This window comes from uncultured Anaerobiospirillum sp., from assembly GCF_902485895.1.
Lineage (GTDB): Bacteria > Pseudomonadota > Gammaproteobacteria > Enterobacterales > Succinivibrionaceae > Anaerobiospirillum > Anaerobiospirillum succiniciproducens.
In genome coordinates, this window is the sequence record NZ_CABTML010000030.1 from 1 (window position 1) to 20,593 (window position 20,593).

At 44.4% G+C, this 20,593-nt stretch carries 11 protein-coding genes; 5 read left to right on the plus strand and 6 right to left on the minus strand.

Features of this window, described 5'->3' with window-relative positions:
- Nucleotides 1–98: 98 nt before the first annotated feature.
- The 6 genes from RDO37_RS02905 to speA all read right to left on the minus strand — a co-directional run bounded on the left by RDO37_RS02905 (nucleotide 99) and on the right by speA (nucleotide 7,414).
- Nucleotides 99–221 (minus strand): hypothetical protein, encoded by a 123-nt coding sequence (locus tag RDO37_RS02905; protein WP_308498038.1) that lies wholly within the window; start codon nucleotides 219–221, stop codon nucleotides 99–101.
- A 508-nt stretch (nucleotides 222–729) separates the two neighbouring features.
- Nucleotides 730–1,518: a DUF2057 family protein gene (locus RDO37_RS02910; RefSeq protein ID WP_308498039.1), complete on the minus strand. Its 789-nt coding sequence runs from the start codon at nucleotides 1,516–1,518 to the stop codon at nucleotides 730–732.
- 55 nt (nucleotides 1,519–1,573) lie between these two features.
- Nucleotides 1,574–2,758 (minus strand): porin, encoded by a 1,185-nt coding sequence (locus RDO37_RS02915; protein ID WP_308498040.1) that lies wholly within the window; start codon nucleotides 2,756–2,758, stop codon nucleotides 1,574–1,576.
- Nucleotides 2,759–3,592: 834 nt separating this feature from the next.
- Nucleotides 3,593–4,282 (minus strand): HAD family hydrolase, encoded by a 690-nt coding sequence (locus RDO37_RS02920; protein ID WP_027940430.1) that lies wholly within the window; start codon nucleotides 4,280–4,282, stop codon nucleotides 3,593–3,595.
- A 283-nt stretch (nucleotides 4,283–4,565) separates the two neighbouring features.
- Nucleotides 4,566–5,534 (minus strand): agmatinase, encoded by a 969-nt coding sequence (gene speB / locus RDO37_RS02925; protein WP_273320346.1) that lies wholly within the window; start codon nucleotides 5,532–5,534, stop codon nucleotides 4,566–4,568.
- Nucleotides 5,534–7,414 carry a biosynthetic arginine decarboxylase gene (gene speA / locus RDO37_RS02930; RefSeq protein WP_044122470.1) on the minus strand — a complete coding sequence of 627 codons (1,881 nt, stop codon included), beginning with the start codon at nucleotides 7,412–7,414 and terminating at the stop codon, nucleotides 5,534–5,536. The genes speB and speA overlap by 1 nt, the downstream gene beginning before the upstream one ends.
- A gap of 989 nt (nucleotides 7,415–8,403) precedes the next feature.
- On the opposite strand from speA, the gene RDO37_RS02935 reads away from it, so the two are divergent.
- The 5 genes from RDO37_RS02935 (at nucleotide 8,404) to RDO37_RS02955 (ending at nucleotide 20,134) form a co-directional block, all read left to right on the plus strand.
- Complete coding sequence (locus RDO37_RS02935) at nucleotides 8,404–10,290, plus strand: autotransporter domain-containing protein (protein ID WP_308498041.1); 1,887 nt, start codon at nucleotides 8,404–8,406, stop codon at nucleotides 10,288–10,290.
- Between the two features lie 533 nt (nucleotides 10,291–10,823).
- Complete coding sequence (apt, locus tag RDO37_RS02940) at nucleotides 10,824–11,396, plus strand: adenine phosphoribosyltransferase (RefSeq protein ID WP_044122468.1); 573 nt, start codon at nucleotides 10,824–10,826, stop codon at nucleotides 11,394–11,396.
- Between the two features lie 192 nt (nucleotides 11,397–11,588).
- The gene (gene dnaX, locus RDO37_RS02945; RefSeq protein WP_308498042.1) at nucleotides 11,589–12,746 is read left to right on the plus strand and encodes a DNA polymerase III subunit gamma/tau; all 1,158 of its coding nucleotides are present in this window, start codon (nucleotides 11,589–11,591) and stop codon (nucleotides 12,744–12,746) included.
- Between the two features lie 17 nt (nucleotides 12,747–12,763).
- Nucleotides 12,764–17,560 (plus strand): hypothetical protein, encoded by a 4,797-nt coding sequence (locus tag RDO37_RS02950; protein ID WP_308498043.1) that lies wholly within the window; start codon nucleotides 12,764–12,766, stop codon nucleotides 17,558–17,560.
- Nucleotides 17,561–18,490: 930 nt separating this feature from the next.
- The gene (locus RDO37_RS02955; protein ID WP_308498044.1) at nucleotides 18,491–20,134 is read left to right on the plus strand and encodes an NAD(P)/FAD-dependent oxidoreductase; all 1,644 of its coding nucleotides are present in this window, start codon (nucleotides 18,491–18,493) and stop codon (nucleotides 20,132–20,134) included.
- Nucleotides 20,135–20,593 lie beyond the last annotated feature (459 nt).

Here is a 20,593-nt window from a genome sequence, read left to right on the forward strand (position 1 = left end):
ATCAACTGTAGTGAAAAAAGAGGTATAAATTATTAAAGTTAAAAAACTGGCAGTCAATCAACGGCATATTTAAAGGCCGATGATTTAATATGCAAAGATTAGTTGACTAGTTTAATACCACTTGATAATCTTTGGTATGTAGTAGTCAGACTATTATTGACGTTAGAAAGGTATCTTTGTCCTTGGAGGGCGCTGTAATTGGTGTTTACATATACTGCCATGATCTTATCTCCTGATGTTTGTCGTCAAAGTGAGATCCTAAAAAGCTTTTGATCCATAGACGGCAAATAATCTTTTGTAGGCGTTGAGCCTATGTACTACCTTAGTTAACGGAAATTATTATCGTTAAATATGACAATTGTGGAGCGTTTATAAGTCGTGGATTTATCTTTTTATAAAATGGCTTATATATGATGTTTGTATTGCGGCACAGGGAAAGGATGTTGTGATCTTTTAAATTTGGCTTGATAGCTTGTTTGTCAATTGGTGGATTTATATAACATAACAGCCATAATTTTGGTGATCCTGCTGGTTTAGGACTCTTGGAAAAGCGCTTTTGACGTTGAGTTTTAAAGTGAGGTGGGTGGCTATTAGCGGCGGTGATCTTGAGATTTGAGGGCGTTAGAAACAACAAAGCCCGCGAAGCGGGCTTGTTGGATATCAATGGGGTGACACTGCGATCTTGCAGATACTTGATATCAGTATATAGCTTGTCTTGGTAATTATGTCTTAGTTGGACATGATGTACTTGAAGAACTTGAGCTTGGTAGCGTCGTCAGCCTGATTGTAGAGGTTGACTAACTGATTGTAGGTAGCCATGTTTGCATCGCCAGCCTGTACAGTTGGAGCCTGGTTAGAAACAGCGGCAGGAGCAGCAACTGCAGCACTTGCAGTCATGGCAGTAGCAGCAGGAGCCTGGTTAAAGTTACCAGCACGAGCCTGAACGGTCTGCACACCATTGTTAGTAACGCCTACGCGAGGAGAATTGCTACGCATCTGATCTAATACATTAGATGGAGCGTATAAACGATTGATAGAAGCTAAGTCCTCACGATAGTCACGTAAGATAGCAAAACCAGAAGTGGAGGTCAGGATGTAGTAAGAGGCCTGCTCTGCGTTTAAAGGTGCCTTGCTCTTAGAGTCAATCAGGTTAATCTTCTGAGATCTGGTGTATACGTCTGCCTCATTCTCATCACGAGGGTAGTCGTAAGTGAATGAGTACTCTGCATCAGCAGGCATATTAGGAATCTCTACCACGATAGGATTAGCTGCCTGGAACATACGAGCGCTTCGTGCATTACCGAAGTTGCCTTCAAACAGTAAAACGATCTGGTGACGGCCTTCAGATAAGTTAAGGGTTCTGTTGAAGCGGTTGTAGTCGTAATCAGAGTCCTGACCGTCAACAAGCTTGATAGAGTAGTTGACAGGGACAGTGAATGAAGCTGCCATCGCATTAGTAGTGAGCGCTAAAGCGCCTGCAATAGCACTAGCCTTCAGTAAAGCACCTAATTTGGACATGATTAAATTCTCTTGAAGTAAAGAATGACCTAATACAATGCAAATATTAGCTCAATCAGAAATAAATTTCAGCACCGAACGCAAATTTGTTCTCATTTAAGCCAAGATTCTTAGTCATATCGAGGCCGTAGAACTTGATTGCTTCACCGTCTAGATCAAACTGACCTTCTGCAAAGACAGTAAATGCAGGTGTAAATTTGTAAGCCACACCAACACCCAATTCAGAGACGATATCAATACCGTCATAGTGCTTAAGGCCGTAGCCTAAAGAGAGGCTCAGACCGTTCTCAAAAGCATAGTTGAGTGCAGTATCTACAGTGTAGATATGGTGATTCATATAAGCGTATTTAGTAGCGCCAGCGTATAAGGCTGCGTAAAGACCGCTGCCTAAAACACCGTAAGATAAAGATGCGCCGTATTCTGTTTTAGAGCCTACATGCTGTGCTTGTGACTTTTTAAGAGCATCCTCATAAGTTCTGCTATCAGCGCTAAGCATATGGGCAAAAAACTTTTCAGAGTTAGTTGGATCGCCACCAAAATCAAAATGGTAGTAGTCGATACCGTAGGCAAAAGTAACGTTTTTTCCAAACTTAGTGGATAAAGATGCAGCCATACCATGTTGAGCACGCAGTGGGGTATCACCAAGCTCATGGGTAGTCATCATGTAGGAGAGCTTTAAGTCCCAGCTTAAAGCACGAAGTGAGTACATGATTGAGGCAGGCTTTTGATCACCAAGCAGATAGTAATCTGAGGCATGACCCTCCATCACGTTGAAAATATCAGTAACGCCAGCAACTGAGTAGTAAGCATTATCAGCTTTACCTAAAAGCAATGTGCCGTACTGATATGCATCAAGGCCTGCATACATGTAGCGAGTATAGGCAAGATCGCCTGGAGAAGAACCATCTGCATTGGAGGTAGCTTCCCACATTGCCATCATAATGCCATCGAGACCGTGAGTAATGTTTGAGCGTCCAGAGATGCCTAATTCACCTGAGGCGTAGATGCTATTGCTATCGTTTTCTTGATGAGCAATGTCTTTGTACGTGTCGCTATCAACATAGGCTGCTTGAATAGAACCAAAGATATCAAAGCTAACACCATCTTTGTTGTAGACCTGAGCAGAGTATGCACTAGGCAAGGATAGAGTGGAAACTGCCACTAATGATGCGCATGAGATGCCTGCTAGCTTTTGAGCAGCAGGTGAAAATGCTTTACTACGCATACTATAACTTCTCATAAATTAACCCTGAACGAGCTACAGGACACGGTACTAACACAATGAGGCTGCCTACACTACTTAGGAGCATCAGACCAAAGGACAAGCAACAATACGCAAAGTTCAAGAAAAAATGTGAGATATAGCACTCACTTTGAGCAAAAGAAGGCTAATAAATCGCCTTAAGCTAGCACTTTCAATCTTGATGTCAAGTCAGTTTGACTGTTGATATCAGTTTTCTTCCATGTACTAATGGCACAGCCATAAGAAATGATGTGTGCTGATAGAGCGTTTAAACGATGCTTGATGAGCACTAACTTATAGTTGCTTTTCTAAACCTAAGCTCTAAATGTGGCTTTTTGACAGTGTTATCTGGAAAACTAAAAGCAGAACATTGCGGCATAAAATAGACAAGATTTAACTTAGCAAGCACGTGTTTTGCCCATAAGCCTTTTGAGGCTAAGGAACAAAATGACGATCGCTAGATTGGCTTACTTGAGTAAGTCTTATTGTCGCAATAATATGCAGTTGCATAGCACTATAGACTATTAGAGACTAAATATGTGTCTCATTGGCAAAATATTTAGTCTAGTTATTGGCAAATTTGCCAAATATGTAAAGATAATGATGCAAAGTCGTGCTTATTTGCTACTTAATAGTGCTAATCATCTCGTGCAAAAGACAGCACTAACAAAGTAATTAAGGCGGAAATAGAGCCTCATCGCTTCTTAAGCTGACGAGGCTAAAGATGCGGTATATCACGCTCAAGGCTACCGCATGAAGAGATTTGTTTGATTACTGTAGATGGCTACTTAGACGGCCATTTAGCAGTAATGCTATGGATGATGACTACTTCTAGTCCTTAAGGCAGAGCTGACGGAGCTCATCTACGCTGTTGAGGATGAAGTGGGCGTGCCATTCGTTTGGATTACCACACTCTTTAGGACCATAGCCCCACATGGCTACTGCAGAGTGCACTTTGGCACGGTTTGCGGCCATGATGTCGTTTAAGTGATCGCCTACATAAACAGCATCGTATGGGCCAATATTCAGATGCTCTAAGGTATGTAAAATTGGCTCTGGATGAGGTTTGTAGTTGCTTACGCTATCGCAGCCTAAGATTAGAGATAAGTTTTGGTAGAAGCTGTACTTTGAAAGAACCTTTTGTGCCATATCAAAGTACTTGTTGGTCACAATGGCCACTTTAATGCCGGCCTTTTCAAGATCTGTTAACAGCTGCTCCATGCCCTCAAATGGCTTGGTGAACACATTGATGTTATCGGTGTAGTACTTGGCAAAGTAATCACGCATTTCACCTTCAATCATGTTCTGATCTTGCTTGTCTTGTGGGATGGCAAGGCGTAACAACTCACGCATACCAGCGGTGATCTTAGAGCGTGCTAACTCTTCGTCGATATGGTCAAAACCGTAGTGCTCTAAAGTGGCATTGCAAGCGGCGATGATGTCTGGAGCAGTATCTAAGAGGGTACCATCAAGGTCAAAGATAACAGCTTTTGGCTGAATGCATGGAATATGGTGCTTCATCTATTTTGATCTCTGTTCAGTGTGCAATGCTTACTCAATTGAGGCGCTATAACTTGCCAAACTAACTTGCTTTTAGGCAAGTTACTGCACTGAGCTAACTCCTTGCTCAGGCTGTTGTAATGACTTGTTGGCGCTTAGTGCTTGATAGGCTCTAAGGTAGTTATCCTTTAGCCTAAAAAGCGCATGCAAGTGTACAAAATGGCTAGGCTAAAAACAACAAAGCCGCCCTCTAATGTTTAGAGAACGGCTTTTCAAAGGCTAGTGTTAGCTTGCGTTGCTAGTACTAGCGCTTGGATGCATGCAGGTAAAGCATGTCGGTTGCTAAGGTAGCTGCAGCTAAAGCAGTGATTTCAGCATGGTCGTAAACAGGAGCAACCTCAACTACGTCATAGCCAACGATATTGAGCTTGGTGAGCTTACGAATGATCTTTAAGATCTTATCGGTAGAAAGACCGCCGCAAACTGGAGTGCCGGTACCTGGAGCATATGCTGGATCTAAGCAGTCAATATCGAAGGTGAGGTAGACTTTGTTGTCACCAACAGTCTTTTCAATTGAAGCGACGATCTCATCAACGCTTAAGTCATTGGCCATAGCGCCATGGATTACGTTAAAGCCTAAGGACTTGTCGTACTCAGTACGAATGCCAAGCTGTACAGAGCGGTTTGGATCAATGAGGCCTTCCATTGGAGCATGGTAGAACATGGTGCCATGGTCAGCATCAGAGCCATTTGAGTAAGTGTCTGAGTGTGCATCAAAGTGCAGCAGGCTCAGCTTCTCACCGTTCTTGCAGAAATGCTTGTAGTGAGCGCGTAACAGTGGCAGGGTGATGAAGTGGTCACCACCAAAGGTAAGGCAGGTCTTGCCTGACTCTAAGAGCTTTAAGGTGTGAGCCTCTAAAGCTGCAGCCATAGACTTAGCATCACCAAAGGAATAAACGAGGTCACCACAGTCCATGATCTTAAGCTTGTCTTTTAAGCAGAAGTCCCATGGGTAACGGCAGTGTTCCCAATCAAGCTGAGTGGAGATATTGCGGATAGCTTGAGGTCCAAAACGGGAACCAGAACGGCCTGAAGTGGCAATATCAAAAGGTACGCCAGTGATTGCTACATCAGCAGGCATATCGTAAGGATTGAACACTAAAGGAGTGCGTAAAAAGCCAAAAGCATTAGCCACTAAAGAAGTGTCTTCAACTTGGTTTAAGGTCTGAAAGCCGCACAGCTTATTTGGGTTGTTAACAACACAGGCGCTCATTAGATCTGATCCTCTTCTAAGTATGTATAACCGTACAGGCCAGTTTTAAAGTCATCAATCAGCTGACGTTGTAAGTGCTCTTCTAAGCCGCTATCGCGTACTTCACGAGTAAACTCATTTAAAAGCTTTGATGGGTCAAGCTGAACATACTGCAGCATATCTGCAACAGTATCGCCCTCATCGCTAAGACGCAGTCTTACCTTGCCGTCCTCATAAACATATACGTCTACAGCTTCGGTGTCGCCAAAGAGGTTGTGCATATTGCCTAAAATCTCTTGGTAAGCGCCCACCATGAAGAAGCCGATATATGGAGGGTTATCACTATCATACTCAGGGAATGGCATGGTAGTAGCCACGTCATCACCGTCCATGTAGTGATCGATAGCACCATCTGAGTCACAGGTGATATCAAGCAATACGGCTCTTCTGGTCATTGGTTCATTTAAGAACTCAAGTGGCATGACAGGGAAGAGCTGATCAATACCCCAAGCATCAGGCAGAGATTGGAATAATGAGAAGTTTACGTAGAGCTTATCTGCCATACGCTCTTCAAGCTCATCAATGAGGATGCGATGAGACTTATTGAGCGGATCGAGCATCTTTTTGAGCTCATAGCAAATGCTTAAATACATCTGCTCGGCATAGGCACGATCTTGCAGAGTGTAATCACCAGTGATAAAGCCGTGGTGGACATCGCCAAGATCAAGCTGACTGTCATGTAGCCACTCACGTAAGGAACGATGCTGCTCAGGCTCATGCATTAAAGTCCAAGTATTCCACATGGACTTGAGTGGACGAGGAGCGTCAGGAGCAGGCTCGTGAACGTGACGAATGTCAGCAACACGCTCAACACCAATGACGTTAGAGACTAAAACAGTGTGGTAGGCAGTAATCGCACGACCTGACTCAGTAATAACAGTTGGATGAGGCAGATTATTCTCTTTACAGGCATCGCCAATGGCCCAAATGATGTTATTGGCGTACTCACCGAGGCCATAGTTAACTGAGCCGTCGGATTGTGAACGAGTACCTTCATAATCAACGCCTAAGCCACCACCCACGTCAAAGCACTGAATCTTGGCACCAAGCTTAGCTAACTCAACGTAAAAACGTGCAGACTCACGTACACCGTTGGCAATGTCACGGATGTTAGACATCTGTGAGCCTAAGTGGAAGTGAATGAGCTGTAGTGAATCGAGCTTGTCTTGGGCCTTAAGCTGCTCTACCAAGTCGAGTACCTGAGTAGCTGAAAGACCAAACTTTGACTTTTCGCCACCTGAGGCTTGCCACTTGCCTGAGCCTTGAGAGGCTAGGCGAGCACGTACACCTAAACGAGGTGATACTTTAAGACGCTCTGCCTCCTCAAGAGCTAACTGCAGCTCAGAGAGCTTTTCAATGACGATATAGACCTTATGGCCCATCTTTTCACCATTGAGTGCCATACGGATGTACTCACGGTCTTTATAGCCATTACATACGATGACAGAGCGGGTACGTCCTGCATGAGCAAGTACTACCATGAGCTCAGCTTTAGAACCTGCCTCAAGACCTAATGGCTCACCGCTTTGAGTTAAAGACTCAATAACGCGACGATGCTGATTGACCTTAATTGGGAAAACTAAGAAGTAGTCACCTTGGTAGCCATAGTTCTCACGAGCGTTCTTAAAAGCTTTGTTAATCGAACGTACGCGGTGTGGCAAAATTTGTGGGAAGCAAAAGAGAGCAGGGAGTCTTTGACCGCTCTTTTCACGTGAAGCTACTAATTCAGCTAAATCAACACGTGCCTCAGGAATATCAGGATCAGGGCAAACCTCGATATGGCCTTTGTCATTTACATCAAAGTAGCCATTTCCCCACCAGTTAACGTTATAGGCGTTCATCAGCAAACATCCGTAGTCAGTCGCACACTCAAATTATCAGTCAACCAGAATTAAGCCAAGACAAGACACGGTCTCATAAAAAAATGCCAGCATCAGCTAAACAACAGCACTCACACTGTTTTACACATGAGTCACGCTTAATTGCTCTTAGAGTCAATCTACAAGGTGATGTGCTTGGTCTTAAGTTGGTGGCTATTGATGTGTGCCCGGTACACGAAACTTCATAGCCATAAGTAGACAAAAAGCTAGTCTCTGTCGCATCAAGCTATAAATCCCATCACTGTTAATAAGTGATTGTCCGATTGTGCCAAACTTACCGCCCCATAACAAGAATCTTTTTGGGCAAACCTAATATTTAAGCAATTTTACGATTAATCAGATATCGCAAGATTTATCATATTAGGTATATAAACTGTACGTAATTATGTGTGATGACTTTTGTTGTCAATTAACAAGTATAAAAACTAACTAAAGTGATCTACATCTCAATGCTTAAATAACATTGTGGTGTCAGTAGTTCATTCATATGATGCGAATAAAAAAATATGTTACGATTTTTACGAAATGTGAAAAATTTTTCCATCCTATCCCTAATGTTTTTTTCCGTTTGACACATAAGTAGGAACCTATGAAGAAGTCATACATTGCTACTTTCGCAGCCGCATTTTGCCTGACCCCCCCTAGCACACTCTTTTGACGTTTTCAATCCCCAAGATTTATATAATGGGAAAGGCGTCACAATTTTTAAAGAGAAAGAGCTGACAAATAAGAACGGCTTCCGTATTCCAGCCATTGCTGCAGGTGGTGGCGTCCTGATTGCTGCATCCGATGCTAGATATCAAGGTTGGGCTGATATCGTTGCAGGCAGCAAAGACGACCCAGGACTTTATAAGACCAAGGTTGTTACAAAAATCTCATTTGATGGTGGTTTAACTTGGTCTGATATTCAGATTCACAATGCCGATCCAAATGCGGGCGAGAGCGACTATATGTCTCTTTCTAGCGACCCAGCACTCGTCTACGATGAGAAAACTGGCACTGCGTTAATGTTTGCACTACGTAATAATGTCCATCTGTTTACTGGCAATATCGCTAGCGATAAAAACAACATGGTGGATAATGAAATTACTAATGCTCAGCACACATCTTTTATTATGTACCGCTCAAAAGATGGCGGTAAGACTTGGGAATCTAAAGATATTCACGACAGTTTGCTCAAACAGGTGAACGCAAACTCTGCCAATAAAAAGTTCTCTATTGTTTTCCAAGGCCCTGGCGGTGGCATGACCTACAAGGGCAAGATCTACGTACCTATTCAGGCGTGGGCTCATGAAAAAGATACTGGCAATAATACAACCATTTCAACTTCAGGCTTCATGGTTTCAGAGGATGGTGGTGATACTTGGACTGCCTCAGCCATGCTTATCGACAGTGTAGATAAGAAGTTAGATGGTACTGACAAGACCATCAATACATCTGAGAGCAATGTTTTCTACCACAAAGGTAAGATTCATATTGCCGTTAAAGATGAAAGTGGTTTAAACCCTGATAAGAATAAGAAGAAGCGAGTAGCATTCTCGTACGATGAGACTACTCGTAAGTGGACTCAGGTTGATGAAAGCTTCATTCCTGAAAATGTCTCACAGTGCGAGTCAAGCAGCTACAGCTTAAATGAAGATGTATACCTTGTATCATACGTCGTTGATGGTCGTGAAAATCCTGTTTTAGCTTCTAATACTGGTGTCAAGTTACAAATTGCTAATGGCAGCGGATTAGGCTACTCGTCAATTACTGCAGACGATAACAATATTTACGTCTTATACGAAGCTGTAACTGGCTATGAGATCGCTTTGAAGGCTGTAGATTGGAAGCATCGTGACTATGCCTCATTAAACACCCAGATCCGTGATCGTGCCAATACTCTTAACTACATGCAGAGCAAATTTGCATCTGAAAGTAACTACATGTCCGGTAGCTTTGGCAATGACACAGCAGGCGCAGAGATCGTAGGCAGCTCAGGCCCATTCAAGGGTGGCTTCTTTGCTAGCAATCGCAAGGGACTTAACGAGGATAACAACTCAGTTAGCGAATACGACTCATACGATTTTGCTTTCCTAGCTGGTTTTGAGCATTCTCTGTTCGATAATGGCACTGGCAATCTGATGTTTGGCTACATGAACTCTTCAATTGACTATGCTAATGGCTCAGAAAATGACGTCAATAGTATTGTTGGTGGCTATAGCATTGACTTTAAGGCCGATCTCTTTGGTTGGCGCTCTGGTGTAAACTTCATCCTGTCTGATAACAAGGTTGAGCGTAATCGTGCCGAGGGCTTAGGTAAAACAGCAGAGTTTGATAGCTCATCAATTTCTCTGACCAACGAGTTATACAAAGAGCTGTCATTAGATGAGTTCGGCTCTTTAGAGCTTGCTGGCGGTATGGTTAATACCTTCTTCAAGCACGACGGTTTCCGTGAGAAGGGCGGTGAGGGTACTGACGAGTTTGGTCAGCAGGGTGCTAACAACGCAACCTTTAAGAGTAACTCCATGCAGTCTCATGAGCTGTATGTGAAGGCAGCTTGGGATAGCAAGCCAATTGCGCTGAGCGATTTTGCAAACTTATCTTTCAACTCAGATGTTAAGTACGCATTCGATCTTGCAGATAGTGATGATTGGAAAGAAGAGTATCACACCTTCTCTGTAGACCGTACTTACTCTGATATCGGTGAGCTCTACTCAGCTCGCGATGGCGGCTTCTTCACTGCATCTTTAGGCGCTGATGTTGAGATCTTAAAGAAGATCAATATTGGCATTAAGACTCAGGCAGATACTGCAGGTGATTTCAGAGCTAACCTTGAGGCCAAGGTAAGACTGTAAGCACGACGTTTTCTTATGCGCTAAAGGCTTCAATGAGCGCAACCATCCTAAACTCAAAGAAGCATTATTATAAAGCCTCGCTTATGCGGGGCTTTTTTACGTCTTGAGCATAAGAAGGTAGTTAACAAACTCATAGTAGCCCATCACCAAGGCCTTCTACATTATATATATGCTCAGTACAAAAAGATTATGTTAGTTTGCAAAGCATGAGTTACTGATTTATATCGGATTTTGCAGCGATGTGATCTATGGTCGTAAAGAAAGCGTAAGTAAAGGGTATAATATGCGCCGCTGCTTTCTTGCTCTAACTACAAGTACTGCTATGGATAAAGCACTGTTTTGATGTTCTTGAGGATATGGCTTTGCAAAGCTTTTGCCTTTTTAAGGTCTAGCCTGTTTTGCATGAGCCTTTGTCTTTTTAAGGGCTAGCCATGCTTTGCATGAGCCTTGGCCTTGAGTTGATAGTTGTGCTTTTTTAGCATGCATTGTGGTTACAAGAGATCTGATTGGTATTATTGATTTTGGTGAATTTCATGAACTTGTCTGAGACTATTGCAGATTACGACAACAAGGTCGAGTTTTTAAAGTCTACTATTACTAGCATTCAGGACTACCCAATTAAGGGTATCTTATTCCGTGACATTACCACCTTATGTGAGAACGGTAAGGCCTTCAAAATGGTCACTGACATGTTCTATGAAATCTTCAAAGATCAGAAGATTGACAAAGTGCTCTCCTCTGAGGCTCGTGGCTTTGTCTTCGGTGCACCTTTAGCTGAGCGTTTAGGCGCTGGTTTTGTTATGGTACGCAAGAAGGGCAAGTTACCTCGCGAGACTATTAAAGAAGAGTATGCTCTTGAGTATGGTACCGATGAGCTGCATATCCACACTAACTCTGTAAACAAGGGCGACCGTGTTTTATGCATCGACGATCTGTTAGCTACAGGCGGTACTATGATTGCCACTTGCAAATTAGCTCAAAAGTGTGGTGCTGAAGTAGTTAAGGCTGCATTCGTTATCAATTTGGTCGATTTAGGTGGCTATGATAAGATCAAACAAGAATGCGGTGTTGATTGCGTAAGCCTGATGGACTTCCCAGGTCACTAGGCTAGAGCATCAAGTTGGATAAGCTGTTAACTCTTAGCTTTTTAAGCTTGTCCATGAATTATCGACACATCGCTAAGCGAAAGGGGCTTTTCTTTTTTGAAAGGCAACTAGATCGCTAGTGTGCAAAGATGGGCCGTATGGCCCGTTTTCATCATTGATTGCGTCTTTGATAAGACAGTTTAAGGAATCATTATGGCTATCGACCTTGGCGGTGAGTATCTTGCTTTAGCCCGTAAGTATCGTCCTCAGGTGTTTGAGGATGTGGTCGGTCAGGAGCACGTTCTAAAAGCTGTCTCTCATTCTATCGATGCTGGACGCACTCACCATGCCTATTTACTTACTGGTACTCGCGGTATCGGTAAGACCACCATTGCGCGTATCTTTGCTAAGGCTTTGCAATGCCGTGAGGGTGTAGGCTCTCATCCATGTGGTAAATGCGACGCGTGTGAAGGCATTACTGAGGGCAACTTCCCTGATGTAATCGAAATCGATGCTGCCTCTCAGACTAAGGTAGATGACACCCGTCAGCTCCTTGAAAATACTCATTACCCTCCTATCAATGGTCGCTATAAGATCTACATCATCGACGAAGTGCACATGCTCACCACTTCAAGCTTTAACGCACTGTTAAAGACTCTTGAAGAGCCTCCTGCATACGTCAAATTCATCTTAGCTACCACTGATCCGCATAAGATCCCAACAACAGTACTCTCACGTTGTCTGCAGTTCCGTCTGCGTTCTTTGAACACAGATGAGATTATTGGACAGCTCACTAAGATCTGTACTAAAGAGAGCATTACATATGAAGCAGAGGCTTTAACTGCCCTGGCTCGTGCAGCCCGTGGCTCGATGCGTGATGCTTTATCTTTATGCGATCAAGCCATTGCTCTTGGTAATGGTTCATTAACTAGCCAGTCCGTACAGTCCATGTTAGGCACTGTCGGTGATGCTTTAATTCAGGAAATCTTTGAGCTCTTATCAGTAAAGTCTGATCCAAACGCTCAAACTCCAACTGCATTTGCTACTCTGCTCGAAAGCATTCGCTCCAAGGCTCCAAACTACAAGAGCCTGCTTGATGAGCTGGTGATCGCTTTCCACGATTTAGCTTTATTCCAGCTCATTGGCGACACTAAGCTTGAGGTATTCTCTTTTGGTACCTCAATGCTGCGTACTTACGCCTCCCGCATGCGTCCTGAGCAGATTCAGCTGTACTATCAAATCGTACTTGAGGGTGTACAAGAGTATCAGTATGCAGCCGATGGTCGTTCTGCATTTGAGATGACCTTATTACGCCTGCTTGCCTTTACACCTGAAAAAAAAAACTCTTTAGAGGCGAGTCAAACAGCGTAAAGACTGACAAGCTCTCTTTGCTTGTTGCCAAGATTTATCCAGAAGGCTTCAACACAACAAGCGCCTCAACTACCTCATCAGCAGGTGGCGCTAGTGCAGTTGCGTCTATTCAAAACTCAGATCCTGCCTTATCTGATCCTTTATCTGAGCTTGCAAATCTCTACTCACGCACCAAGAAGACTGATATTAGCGGTGCGCTCAATCAGCTTAAAAATCAAGCTGCAGCCATCAAAGCTGAGGCTGCATCCAATGTAGCCACTAGTGGCACTGCACAAGCTTCGGCATCTGCAGCGCCAGTACCATTTGTGCCTTTATTACGTGGCCTTGGCGATGGCGATATCAAGCGCTTACTTGAGGCTGTAGAGTTTGGTGATAGTGCGGTACAAAATTGTGTTAACTCACTGTGCTCAGAGTTAGGTCTTAACGATGCTCAGTTAGCTGAGATTATGGCTTTAGCCCAGAAGCTTTCTGCATCTAAAAAGCAAGTTTCTGAGGCCAAAGAGCATCTGTTAAAGGTACAGCAGCGTACCTTACAAGAGCAGCAGAAGCTTGCTTCCATGCGTGCATCTTTGCCTGCTAGCCTAAACACTGCCTCACAGGACAATAGCCATACTCCAAACACTGATTTTGCCTATCCAAAAGAGAATACCTTTGAGGGCAAAGGACCAGATGGCGGTATGCGTGAAGGCTTTACTCTGCCAACTTCAGGTCAAAGAGCCGCTCTTGCTCTAGAGCAAAGTACTAAACAGCAAAATCAAGCTGCTTTAAATGGAGCTGACAGCGCATCAAACTTAACTCAATCTGCACAAGCCTCTAGTGGTATGGATGCAAGCCAAGCCGTACAAAGCAGCGCAGCTAGTGCATCTGCTGTTGCATCTAACGGCATGGCCGATGGTCATACTCAGCTTGGTACCTTTGATGGACGCAAGAAGGTGTCCACTGATGAGCGCTATGCATTCTCAAGCTCTGATAACACCATGGACGAGATCCGCAAGCAAGGCAGATCTAGTCTCTTATCTGAGCAGCTTGCTAGTCAGATTCCGACCTTTGATCCTGAGTCTGAGTGGTCAGCAATTCGATCTGATCGCGCCTTGTTCACCTCCTTAGTCCCACGCGTTCGAGATTACTTAAGATTCTTAGTTGCTAAAGAGGCAGAGATTTCTGCAGATAGCCATAAAGGTAATCAACACGACACCAAGTATGAGCTCAATGCTTTAAATAATGTCATTGCTGGTATTCAAAGCTTCCAGCAAAGTAAGGCTAGTGGTGTGCCTGTTGATTCTGCTGCAGCTAATGATGATGCACTCAAGCTTAATGACAGCGCAAAGCCAAGCCCATCCATCATGCAAATGCTCATGGATAAGCTCTCACTACCTCAAGGTACAGAGTCATCTACAGCATCTGCCTCAACTGAGCAAAGCACTGCGCCAAATACTGATGATGCAGTTGAGGACTTTGCTTTTATCCAGCAAGATGCGCATGGCTATGATGTAAATGATCCACGTCATTTAGGCGCTCAATTAGTATCATCGATCTCGCTTAGCAACAACGATAGCTCGATTGCTCCAGGCGGTAGCTTTGAAGCTCCTCCAGCTCCACCACAGCTGAGCTCAACTGATGCTAATGCCGCATCCACCAACGCAGCAGCTAATCCTGCCGATGCAAACGGTACCCCTGCAGCTACTAGCAGTGCTACAGATACAAATGTGGCAGCTGCAGCCGCATCGCCATTTGCCACCATGGGCTCATCTAATGTGGCTGATAGTGCTAACGCGTCTGCTCAAAATCAAAGCGATGCTGCAAACGCAAACGCAAGCACTACAACTAATCAGGGCCACACTCCAAGTCCTCTTGATAGATTACCGTCTGTAGAATCCCAAGCAGCAGAGCAGGGCGCTGCTAGCGCATCTGATCCAAATACAGCTCAAAGTGCTGAGCAAGTATCTACTAACGCTAACGCTGCTGATCAGGCATCTACTAACGCAGCAGCGCAAAGTGCAGAGCAAGCAACAGATGTGGCTGTGCAGGCAAGTGCCGATAGCACGGCAGTGCTTGATGGCGCTTCAAACGATGGTGGCGATGAAGTTAAAAAGGTAAATGATGCTTCAGCTCAAGCAAGTTTATCTTTAGCAGCAGGTACTGAGGGTGTTGCCTTATCTAAGCAGGCTAATAACTCTTTAGCAGCTATGGTCTCATCTCTTGCTGAGGTTGAGGGCCATGGTGATGATCTAAGCATCGATGACATCATGGGCACTGACTTTATTCCAAACCATGGTGATCTCACACCAGCTGCTCAGATCCTTTCTGGCAAGGAAGATAGTAAAAAAGCTAGTGATGATCTGACTTTAAATGATAAGCAAGATGCCAATGTTGGCGCATTGCTCAGCGGGGCACTCACAGCTGATGATAGTGCAGCTAATGCAGCTCAAGATGGCACTGCACTTAGAGGTGGTGCAGCCACAGATAGTCTCATCAATGATGAAGATCTGCCACCTTGGGACTTAACTGAAGAGGAGATGAAGCGCTTTAGAAAGCTAAAAGGCTCTGATGCGCTACCTCAGGCTGCAGATCTGTCAAAGCAGGATAATGGCCCTGTAGTAAATGAGCATGCTCATATCTTCACTAACAACTTATCTGGCGCTGTTACTAGTACTGATACCCATGGCAATAGCAAAGCCGTGGGAGATAAAGCTTTAGGCGGTGCTGTTTTATCAAATACTGCAAATGCTGTTGATAATGGCCTAGGCCTTAGCAATGTAAGCACAGCTAGTGCTGCTGCATCAGCAAATAATGGCAGCATTGCATCTTTAGACAAGATGGCCATGTCTTTAGCTAATGAGGCTGAAGGCGCTGTTGAAGGCGGTGCTGTTATTGCCTCAGATCAAGGTCATGCTGGCACTCTCAATGTCAATGCTACAGCTTTAACTACCAACGATCTTAGCAATGATGCCAAGGCTCAAGACAGCCAAAAGAAGATGCAGGCAGCGGCTTCTGACTTTGAAAAAGCTACTGCAGCTATCAAGTCAGCCCGTAGCGAGGATGAGCGAAAGGCATTAGAGCAAAAGCAAGCAGCGTCAGCTTTAGATCTGCTTAACTCTTTTGGCGATAAGGTCGAAAGAGAAATTGAACTTAGCGGCGGTAATCAACCATCCCCATGGGACAATCTTGCCTCCGTAACAGTTATCAATGTTAATGGTACGGATATTAAGCTCAATCGTCCGCCAAAGACTGCTCTCATGCAATTAAGTGATAGCAACTTCCTTTTAGATAGTGATAAAGCCCATAGTGGCCGTAAAGCACGAATCTTTAATGGTGAGATCAATCCTTTCTTCGGCGAAAAGCACGACTTTGCTCAAGAAAATGGCACTGTAGAGCAGTACTTAAGTGCGTGTGAGGCCGATGAAAGAAACCTCATGCAATTTGATCACGACATGGCTAAGGCTTGCTCAGAGCGTATCGAAGCACTCAAGGCTCAGGGTCAAGACTACACCAAGCCACACATTGATCTCTTGCGCTTATTAGCTCGCTCTAATAGTGCACTTGAGAGCACCTTACCAAAGAAAGTTGAACCATCCGCACCTCAAGGACAAGCTCCAAACCAAGAGCAAAGCCATGCTCCTGCCCAGCAAACTAACGTAGCCCCAGTGCAGCAGCCGCCAATGCCAAGCGAGGCTCCTGCCCAAATGCCAAACCAGGCTCCTGCCCAAATGCCTGGCCAAATGAACAGCCAGATGCAAGGTCAGATGTCTACCCAGGTGCCTGGCCAGATGCAAGGTCAGATGGCTCCAGGCAATGGACAAAACTTTGGCAATGGTCATGCACCTCAAGGCAATCAGTTTGTAAGTGGCCCAAAAGGCATGCCTCCAATGCAAGGTCAGATGGGGCATGGTAATGGTCAAAACTTTGGTAATGGTCAAAACTATAACCAAAGCCAGGGACAGATGGGACAAGGTCAGGGCCAAGGTCAGGTACAGGGGCAGGGCCAAGGCTATGGCAGTGGTTCACAGCAAGGTAATGGCAATTTCAATCAGGGGCATCAGGACAATTACGACTTTGGTCAGCGTCCTGATTATATTGCCGCTGATGATGACTTCTATGAGTCTAGTGCCTCCATTAACATGGCTGCAGTTGCTGCTGCTAGCAACATGGGCTCAGATGATGATTACTTTGATGATGCTACCTTTGGTGTAGATGGTGGTGGCGCATCCATGGATATGGGGCCAATGTTTGATGCAGCCGAAGCTGCTTTAGACTCATATGGTGCTGCACTTACTCAAACTGAGGTGGTAGGCAGTAATCTGCCTGCAGTTCCTACTAAGGCACCTGCCTTTAAGATGCCAGGCAAGAGACTCATGGTCGAAGATGATTTCTTAGAGACTTTAGAGTCAAAGGATCCTTGGTATGCCTTCTTAAAGAAGGTCTATCCTGAGGGTGGCCCATACTTCTCCATCTTAACTGGCGCTGAAAGACGTATTGATCCAAATGATGAGAATCATTGGTTCTTAGTTTTAGATGAGAAGTCAGACTGGGGATATATTGCCCACAACTTCTGGGATGATGCCCGTAAACGCTTTGAGAGCGAGCTTGGTCATGCCATTGCACTTGATGTGGTAACCGAGCCACAAATACCTCGTGGTGCTCCAATCATTGAGGCTCGTTTTGCGCTGCAGGAAGCTATCGCAAAAGAAAGACAAAATCTGACTAAGCTTGATGGTTTAAGCAAGCTCATGCGTATGATCGGCGAGGATATCGCCAATGCTTCCATTGAGCTGTATGTCAGCGAGCCAAATGAAAGTCAGCTTGCTGCTAAGTAGTTAAGCTTTAGCTTATGCTCACTTATGTACCGCAATAAAAGCATGTTCTAAGTCATGCAGTAGCAACGGGGGCAAAAGTGCATATCGTGGCTCAAGCAGACTTGAGCAAAGTATTTTTTGCTAAGTAAAGATCATGAGATGAGGCTAATGGTAGCGATACCTTTAGCCTTATTTTTTTGAGGCTTTTTTTACAGAATAGTGGCTCTTACTTAAGCTTGTCATACAAGGAGTGCAAAATTAGTTTGCTTGTGATCATGCATGTAAAGCTATTGATCTTAAGGATTAAAGCAGCTTTCATGAAAGTTTATTGTTTTGCAAACACTATGATGGGCGTATAATTCAGCGCTTCAATAAGGCGGTTAAGGAATTGCCATCTTTAATTAAAGATAATGCGTGATCCTTAGCCATGCAAGATTGCTAATTAAGTGCTGCTAAATGCCTCAAGCTAAAGAGCTAAAGCATAGCTTTTGTCGGCAAATGAGCGGCCTTTGCCTTATGTATGATGCATTGCCTAATACCAAGCTGCATGCAACCATAACACTGTATGGCCTAAGTAATACCCTGCCATCTTTTTTGTATTTGCTGTGTACAAGTTCTTAGTTATATTTTCTTGATTGCTTCTAAGCTTGTCGGTTGCTGCACACTCATCGGTACATGGGGTTTGAGCCACGTAGTGGTTAAAAAGATTATTTGTACGCTAGTACTTGATAGATATTTGCTATTGCTGTGTTAAGCCTATCTTTAGTTGAGTACACTAGTGCGTATTGAAATTTGGATCTGTCAGATTACAAGCACTACATGCAAGTAAGACCAATTGATCTTAAAGGTCACATAGGCCTTTAAGCTAAATCATCAATAGACGCATGGTTTAGTTTCACGGTTTAACTTTAGTTAAGTAGGCTTGAGTAGCATTTGCAAAAGAGGAAAAAGATGAGCTTTAACATCCCTGATGCTGAGAAACGACGCATTGTCGTAGTTGGCGGTGGTTTTGGTGGTCTTAAGTTATGTACCAGCCTGGCCAAGTACCCAGACTATCAGGTGGTTCTGATCGATCAGAATAACTTCCATCAGTTCCCTCCGCTCATTTATCAGATTGCTACTTCTGGTCTTCAGGTAAGCTCTATTGCCTTCCCTTTCCGTAAGATGTTTGCTGGAAGCAAGAATGTTTACTACCGCATGTGTGAACTGCGTGAAGTTTTCCCTGAAGAGCGTTATATCCAGACCTCTATTGGCAAGCTTGACTACGACTATTTAGTTATTGCTACTGGTACTACCACTAACTACTTTGGCAACACTAAGATTCAAGAAGAATCTATGCCAATGAAGACCATTGCCGAGTCTTTAGGTTTAAGAAACGCACTGTTAAACACATTCGAGCGTGCCAATACTTGCGCCTCAGAGCAAGAGCGTGCTGAGCTGTTAAACGTCATCATCGTAGGCGGCGGTCCAACCGGTGTAGAAGTTGCCGGTGCTTTAGCTGAAATGCGTCAGCACGTACTGCCACGTGACTATCCAGATCTGGACACCTCATTATTTAAGATTCACTTAATTCAAGGCGGTAAGCGTCTTTTGCCTGCCATGAGTGAGAAGGCATCTGCCACCTCATTAAAGTACTTAACTAGCATGGGTGTTGATGTTCAGCTCAATGCTAAGGTAACCGATTACCAAGATCACGAAGTTAAGCTGCGTGATGGTCGTTCCTTTAAGTCACAGTCCATTATTTGGGTATGTGGTGTTACTGGCCGTCGTATTAAGGGTATTGCTGAGGAAAACTATGGTCCAGGCAATCGTTTAATTGTTGACGAGTTTAGCAAGGTACAAGGTTACGACAATATCTTCGCTTTAGGCGATATCGCTTTAATGCGTACTGAGGAGTATCCAAACGGTCACCCTCAGATGGCTCAGGCTGCTATTCAGCAAGGCCGTACCTTAGCTGCCAACTTTGTTCGCGAGCTGCGTAATGAAGAGAAGCAGCCTTTTGTTTACAAAGACTTAGGCTCAATGGCAACCATCGGCCGTAATAAGGCTGTTGCTGACATCTTCGGCTTAAAGCTCACTGGCTTTATTGCTTGGATGATTTGGATGTGGGTTCACCTCATGTCCATCCTCGGTGTACGTAACAAGATTGCAACCTTAGTTGATTGGGCATGGTCATACTTCACTTACGATAAGTCCAACCGTACCATCATTGCAGTTAAGCATCCTAAGGTTATTCTGCAACGTAATTACGACATCTCCATGCGTCACTGGGGTGAGCGATCTGAAGAAATTGCCATGGATGCAGCCCGTATCTACGCAAATAGAACCAAGACCTCAGCCGAAGCAGAAGATGATGGCGATTCCGTAGCCGAGGAGTTAGCACGTAATGCTCTTGCCAAGGCTGCAGCACGTTTAGATGCCATAAACAACCTCAGCATGGAAAAGGCAGCTGCTCAAAGCGCAAATACCTCAACTAACGACGAGGCTAAGAGTACCGCAACCGAGAGAGCCGAGCCAGTAGCAGAGCCAAAGGCTGCCGATCCAGCCGCTGCAGAGCCTGCCGCAGCCGAGCCAAAGGCCGCTGACAAGGCTTAATGCCAGTCCAAAATAATGTTTAGGCCATGCATGCTCTGAGACAGCAAGGCCTTAAAGGCGCAGTATCTAATGATGGGTACTGCGCCTTTTGTCTATTTGGGGGCTAGCACTGCAAATGCATGACGCTTAGTTGAGGTCCCTTAAGGCAGCACTATGCATAGTCAGTTCTGAGCGGCGGTGGAGTGGGGTATTTGGCAAAATGCAGCTGCAAAGAGCTGCAATAAGTAGCGGGCAATTGCTGAAACAGCCAGCCTAAAAGACTCTTATGAGACTCTATATCTAGACAAAGTTGTAATACAACATCAAGAATAATGAATGTTTATGCACGGCTAAATTGAGAACTAAAATGCTCTGTATGCCAAGTGAGAAGAGCTCTAATTATAAGTATCTATGCGATGTTAGGGGGCTCATAGTTTATTCAGTGCCTCTAGTGTCAAAGCATTATGTTTAGCTGATGGC